At 34.9% G+C, this 5,364-nt stretch carries 12 protein-coding genes; all 12 read right to left on the bottom strand.

Annotated elements, in window-relative coordinates:
• Positions 1-8 precede the first annotated feature (8 nt).
• Positions 9-236: a hypothetical protein gene (locus ACXAC4_RS18220; protein WP_475164377.1), complete on the bottom strand. Its 228-nt coding sequence runs from the start codon at positions 234-236 to the stop codon at positions 9-11.
• Between the two features lie 20 nt (positions 237-256).
• Positions 257-481: a hypothetical protein gene (locus ACXAC4_RS18225; RefSeq protein WP_000494514.1), complete on the bottom strand. Its 225-nt coding sequence runs from the start codon at positions 479-481 to the stop codon at positions 257-259.
• Between the two features lie 48 nt (positions 482-529).
• Positions 530-733, bottom strand: a complete 204-nt coding sequence (locus ACXAC4_RS18230; RefSeq protein ID WP_475164380.1) for a hypothetical protein — start codon at positions 731-733, stop codon at positions 530-532.
• Positions 703-1,185, bottom strand: a complete 483-nt coding sequence (locus ACXAC4_RS18235; RefSeq protein WP_475164382.1) for a hypothetical protein — start codon at positions 1,183-1,185, stop codon at positions 703-705. The genes ACXAC4_RS18230 and ACXAC4_RS18235 overlap by 31 nt, the downstream gene beginning before the upstream one ends.
• Entirely contained in the window at positions 1,127-1,588 is a 462-nt protein-coding gene (locus ACXAC4_RS18240; protein ID WP_475164384.1) for a hypothetical protein, read from the bottom strand. Before ACXAC4_RS18240 ends, ACXAC4_RS18235 begins: the two co-directional genes overlap by 59 nt.
• A 48-nt stretch (positions 1,589-1,636) precedes the next feature.
• Entirely contained in the window at positions 1,637-2,470 is an 834-nt protein-coding gene (locus ACXAC4_RS18245; RefSeq protein WP_475164386.1) for a hypothetical protein, read from the bottom strand.
• 17 nt (positions 2,471-2,487) lie between these two features.
• Positions 2,488-2,610 (bottom strand): hypothetical protein, encoded by a 123-nt coding sequence (locus ACXAC4_RS18250; RefSeq protein WP_475164390.1) that lies wholly within the window; start codon positions 2,608-2,610, stop codon positions 2,488-2,490.
• Between the two features lie 199 nt (positions 2,611-2,809).
• Complete coding sequence (locus ACXAC4_RS18255) at positions 2,810-3,031, bottom strand: hypothetical protein (RefSeq protein ID WP_475164392.1); 222 nt, start codon at positions 3,029-3,031, stop codon at positions 2,810-2,812.
• A gap of 213 nt (positions 3,032-3,244) precedes the next feature.
• On the bottom strand, positions 3,245-3,403 hold the full coding sequence (locus ACXAC4_RS18260; protein ID WP_475164395.1) for a hypothetical protein: 159 nt from the start codon (positions 3,401-3,403) through the stop codon (positions 3,245-3,247).
• A gap of 268 nt (positions 3,404-3,671) precedes the next feature.
• A complete protein-coding gene (locus tag ACXAC4_RS18265; RefSeq protein WP_475164400.1) occupies positions 3,672-4,142 on the bottom strand; it encodes a hypothetical protein in 471 nt (156 codons plus the stop codon).
• A 110-nt stretch (positions 4,143-4,252) separates the two neighbouring features.
• Entirely contained in the window at positions 4,253-4,465 is a 213-nt protein-coding gene (locus ACXAC4_RS18270; protein WP_475164404.1) for a hypothetical protein, read from the bottom strand.
• Between the two features lie 113 nt (positions 4,466-4,578).
• Positions 4,579-4,983, bottom strand: a complete 405-nt coding sequence (locus ACXAC4_RS18275) for a hypothetical protein (RefSeq protein WP_475164408.1) — start codon at positions 4,981-4,983, stop codon at positions 4,579-4,581.
• Positions 4,984-5,364: the final 381 nt, after the last annotated feature.

Here is a 5,364-nt window from a genome sequence, read left to right on the forward strand (position 1 = left end):
TGATTTGTTTATTCGTCATAACTTGCTAACTCCTCTTTAATATTCCAGTTACCTTTCTGAATTTCTTCTGTTGCTTTATCCCAACTGAATACTTTCATTTGTGGTAGCGTGTTTGCTTTGGAATCAAAACATAGGAAAACAGATTCGTTTACATTTGTTGTTTTCAAAACACAAACCTTATTTCTTTTCGTTCTGTTTTCCATAACATATCGTTTCTTAGCTTTTAATTGAAACATAGAAACTACCCCTAACTTGATTATAAATTGTACTCTAACTCTTCCTTAACTTCCCAGTCTCCAATTGATACCTTTGCTTCTACCTTCGACCAACTCATCATATCTATTTGTGGTAGCTTGTCTGCTTTAGAATCAAACCCTAAGAAAGCTGGCTCTTGTTTTGTAAATGTTTTAATAACAATCTCTTTATTAAAATCTGTTTTATCCTCTACTAAGTAACGTTTTCTTTCTTCTAACGTAAACATTATTATACCCCTTCCTATTCTAAAAGAAAAGACTGTAGCATTACACTATCAGCCTTTCTTACCTTCCTCGTTTGATTGAGGATTATTTTCTTTTTGTGGATGCTGTTTATCAGTAGGTTTTACGCCACCATTCTTCTCATTCTCAGCACCTTTTAATAAATTATACCATTGAGAAGGATGTTTTCTTTTAAATGATTTACCCCAAATTAGGTAGCGGTTCTTTAAACTCTTCGTATAGAACCAATCTTGCATCTTCTTTGTTCATGACCTTTGAAGGTTGACTTCTCTAAGAAGTTATACATACTACCTGTACGAGATACTAAGTTTTCATTTGCATCTGATAATGTAAACTCTGAATTTAATTCGATTTCTTTATCAGTTAAGTTTTCAACTATATATTCAACTGTCATTAAGCTTAACTCAGACTTAGAATCAAATCCACGGTTACGCTCATCAAATGAAACTGCGTAATCAATCGCTTTTTGTTCAGTCTTATACCCCAACAAAGTGACTCTGACATCGTAGTAATTACCGTCTGTACCCTTCATCTTTGTTACGATTGGTGTACCTAAACCTAAGGGACGTTTGAAAGTACCATCACCAACTTGCGGTTTTACGACTACTTTCTTTCCATTTACTTCGTACTCATTTTGTAAGTAATATGAACCAACCCATGTGTACGGGATTGTACTTTCTGGTTTCATGGCAACTTCTAGTTCTTTTATAGGCTCTTTTTGTGCTTGTTTTCCTGCATCTGTCTAGTTTATTCCATTCTTCCCACTTTGGATTCGGTTCTGTTTTCTTTTTCACATGCGTTTTTAATGGCTCATTATCCTTTAAAACTGCTAACTGATTTTTAATTGAGTTTACAATGTTTAAATCGGGATTTTTAACGCCTACACCATTAATTTTATAAGTTTTGTCTGCCTTTTTATCAGCTTTATCTTTTGAACCTTCATCTTTGTTTCCATCTTTCTCAGTTCCGTTCGATGAAGTACCTGCTTCGTCAAGAACTTCTCCATCTTTGTCACTTGAACTATCAGATAAGTTATCCGAACTAGAAGACTCGTTATGGAGAACTTTGAGAATCGTTTGTTGAAGTATCATTTCCGTTTCTTTGAAGAATCATCTTTACCTTTCTTACTATCAGCATAGTCAACCATTTTTCTCAGAATTAGCTATGATTGTATTCAACTCGTCTAACTTCTTCTCTTCTTCCTTCAATTGTGCATCTAAGTTCTTTACCTTTTCTCCCCATGCTACCCATTTCGGGTTTTCTTCTAATGTTCCGATATCACCTGTAGCAATACCCCCAAACACATCAAGTGCTTTGTGGAACTCTTTAGATGAAAACAACATCTTATCAATTGCTTTGTTGTCTTCTAACATGATAACTCCGTGTTTTGTACCTAACTTAACTGGTACTTTAGACGTTTCAACTGGAAGTTTCTTAATCTTTGTAATGTACTCAGAGAATAAATCAATCAGTTTATCTTTGAACATGTAATCTTCTTTCTTAATACCTTTTTGATTATACATGTTTTGGATTTTCTTGAAGTCGTAATCCTCCATGTTCATTGCAACTTTACTCCAGTTAATATGTTCAACTGAAAGAGTAGTAGCTTGAGGTGTTTCATTACCATTCAGTTTAAATGATACTGTCCCTACTACCTTTTTAAAGAAGTCTTCTCGTACTTTAATCTTGTTAAAGTATTCCCACTCTTGTCCTAAAAAGCTATCTGTCATATATTGTGGAAACGCTGTTACATTACCACTCTTTAGTATACCATTAATTTCTCTTAGTTCATCAGGTGTGGATACTTGTTTGACTTCTTGTTTTGTACTGTTTTTGTACACTGCGGTTGCGGTAACTCCACCCAATAATAAAACTACCCCAACTCCAATCGAAACAAACAACTTCGACTTACTACTCTTCGGTTCTGGAGTTTGATTGAAATTACCAAAATTCCCACCTGATTTGTAAACCATCGTTATTTTTCTTATTCTTAGTTATTGGCGTTACTTTCGGGTTCTTTATTACCACCCCATGTACCTTGGTTTTGGTTGTTTGAGGTGTTTTGATCCTCGTTAGAACCACCCCAACCGCTACCCCATTTGCTTTCAGCCATTCTGTTCTACACCACCTTTATGTTTACAATTCGATACCTAATCCCTCAATAGCGCTCATTGCGTCTCCAACACCTGCTAAGACGTCTTCATCTACTGGGTCTCGCTTTCTTCGGTTCTTCAACAATTGTTTCTCCGATAATTGGTTCTTCAATTACCTCTTCTCGAATAATCGGTTCTTCTATAACCTCATCTTCCGTTTCATCTGGCATTTCTGATTATGTTTGCTGAAACTACTTCGGATTTTTCAAACGTTTCATTCTCTTCGTGTAAACTATTGTGTGAAGGGTTAGTTACTTCAGTTTTTACTTCTGAATTTCCTGTACCATTTCCGTTAGCCATATTCTGCATCATAGTGATCAACTGGTCGATTTGGTTTTGCATATCAGCTAATTGACTATTTTGTTTCGCGTGGGTTTCCAACGATAGGCTCTACTGTTACAGCATGTTCTTGGTACTCAGCGATGATCCGTAATTTGTTGCGATTTTTCGAAATTTGTTTTGAATTCCCTAAAATTGTGTAGCTGATAACTGGTCTTCAAACTCTTCCATGTTACCTTCATTCATACCTTTTGCACTATCTAGGAATGCATTGAAGACTGCTAAATTCTGTTTCAATGCAAGAATCTTTTCGTTTTACTCTGTAACTACCCCGTTATTTTCTAATTGTATTTCACCATTTAACCAACGTTTGACCATTTCAGGGTTTTCAGCGAATTTATCTAGAAAATTAGAGAGTACAGTACGTAGTCTCTTTTGTTTCTTCAATCTTTCAGTATTGATATGTTCGCTCATTTGTAAAATGTAAACTTACTTGCTGTCTAAAGACGTTTGCCATCTACACTCACCACCGTTTGTTATTCCTATATTTGCTCTATCTTTCGTACCATGTTTTGCTAATACTGTATAGAAGTCTAATGCTTTTAAATGCATCAAAGCTGAACGTTGGTCGTAAAACGGGTCACCTAGAACACCTAGTATGTTTACCTTACCTTGAACCGCTTTAAGTACGTTTATTACCCCTTCTTCTGTGATAGAGCCTAAATTGATTATAACTTGCTGTTCACGACTTACGTCTGCTGAATACTCTATCCCAATCTATTCTTTTGAATAGGTTCTCAGGCTTAGGATGAATTAAATACGAAATAATTTCTAATCCTTTACCGCCTGTTTTCTGTGTGAAGCAATTCCCATATGGTTTACCTTCTAATAACCATTTTGTAGGTGTTGTACCACCTTTTATCTTAAACTCGTCTTTATAAATATAATCAATGTATGAGTTATTTGTTAAATCAAGGACTAACTTATCACCCTTAATTGTTTTGATATATTTATACGTGTCTATTACTGTTAAATTACTTAACGGTACAATGAAAGTAACGTTTGGATACTTTCTTCTTAATGGTTTAATTTCTTGATGGTATACCGTGATAGGTTCAGTTTTCGGTTCTTCTTTCGCTTCCTCTAACTGCTCTTTCATTCTCTGTAACAGATTTTTATTATCTGCTGATATTTTCTTATTTGTTTCAATCAATTCTCGATTCTCTTCTAAGTACTTTCATTCTTACTTGTGAAGATTACGGTTCTCTGATTGTAATGTGCTTACTAAACTTTGACTGCTATCGTATTCAATCTCAGTTAAAGTTAGCTTCTTGTGTTACTTACCTGTTCTAACTCTTTTTCTAACTCTTTATTCTTATCAACTAGTTTTAAGTTTGAATCACTTAGTCTGTTTATTTCAGCATTTAAGTTCTCTATCTCTTGATTTAATGTATCTACCATCGTGTTTAGAGACTGAATTTTAACATCTAACTTTGCGATATCTTCTTTTTTCACTGATAATCTAGAGTCTAGCATTCTCTTTTCACTTTCAAGACCTACAATTGATTGGTTTAACTCAGTAATCCGTTCTTCTAACGTTGACTTTTCTTTCTTAACATTTAAGAACTCTTCAAAGGCTACCGAGTCACCTAACTATCTTTTAAGTCTTGTAATTGCTTTCTCAACTCAACGTTTAAACGCTCCATACCTTCTGTACGTTTCTCTAACATTTTATATTTTTCATCTGTATGCTTTGGTAAGTCTATAATAGGTTCTGTCATTATCTTTTCCATTACCCCTACTGGACTTCCTACTGGAACTGGTGTTTCTACTACAGGAATATGATGTACATTATCTTTCTTATCGAATTCTTCAAATAAGTCTCCCCAACCACCATCTTCTTCCTCTTTATGGTTTGGTGTAACTTCTTCTTCGTCTTCGATAATCTCATCTTGAATCTCTACTTCATCCTCTTCCTCTACAGATAAAGATGGGGTAGTTTTAGACTCTACCCCAAACTTCTCTGCAAATATGGATTCTACTTCATTGTACATTGTTAGTCTGTCGTCTTCAAGGAGAGCATTGTAGTTGATGTAGTCTTCTCAGTTAAGAATACTACCACAACTGTTGAGTTTTTTAATTGACGTTTAAGAGAGGTTCTCTGTTACCTTATCTCCTAAATTCTTCGTTATTAAGATTCTTAGGACTATTGTTTACTAACTCTTCTATATGGCGGTTTTGCTCAGTTGTCAAACCGCCATACAATACAATCAGTTCCAGATGTTTTCACCTACTTTTTAGGCTTGGACTTGCTTTGCTTGTTCCTGCTGTGCTAGGTATTGTTTGATTTCTAATAAATCTGTTACGGTACCTGCACCTGATATGTTTCAACTCACGAGAACTTACGAAATCTGCATCTGCTACGTTTTCAAATG

The sequence above is a fragment of the Pseudoalteromonas sp. AWM4_233 genome (genome assembly GCF_056158285.1).

Coding starts and splice junctions, on each gene's coding strand:
- ACXAC4_RS18220 (WP_475164377.1), bottom strand. CDS start 236: ATGTTTCAATTAAAAGCTAAGAAACGATATGTTATGGAAAACAGAACG.
- ACXAC4_RS18225 (WP_000494514.1), bottom strand. CDS start 481: ATGTTTACGTTAGAAGAAAGAAAACGTTACTTAGTAGAGGATAAAACA.
- ACXAC4_RS18230 (WP_475164380.1), bottom strand. CDS start 733: ATGCAAGATTGGTTCTATACGAAGAGTTTAAAGAACCGCTACCTAATT.
- ACXAC4_RS18235 (WP_475164382.1), bottom strand. CDS start 1,185: ATGAAACCAGAAAGTACAATCCCGTACACATGGGTTGGTTCATATTAC.
- ACXAC4_RS18240 (WP_475164384.1), bottom strand. CDS start 1,588: ATGATACTTCAACAAACGATTCTCAAAGTTCTCCATAACGAGTCTTCT.
- ACXAC4_RS18245 (WP_475164386.1), bottom strand. CDS start 2,470: ATGGTTTACAAATCAGGTGGGAATTTTGGTAATTTCAATCAAACTCCA.
- ACXAC4_RS18250 (WP_475164390.1), bottom strand. CDS start 2,610: ATGGCTGAAAGCAAATGGGGTAGCGGTTGGGGTGGTTCTAACGAGGAT.
- ACXAC4_RS18260 (WP_475164395.1), bottom strand. CDS start 3,403: ATGAGCGAACATATCAATACTGAAAGATTGAAGAAACAAAAGAGACTA.
- ACXAC4_RS18270 (WP_475164404.1), bottom strand. CDS start 4,465: ATGCTAGACTCTAGATTATCAGTGAAAAAAGAAGATATCGCAAAGTTA.
- ACXAC4_RS18275 (WP_475164408.1), bottom strand. CDS start 4,983: ATGTACAATGAAGTAGAATCCATATTTGCAGAGAAGTTTGGGGTAGAG.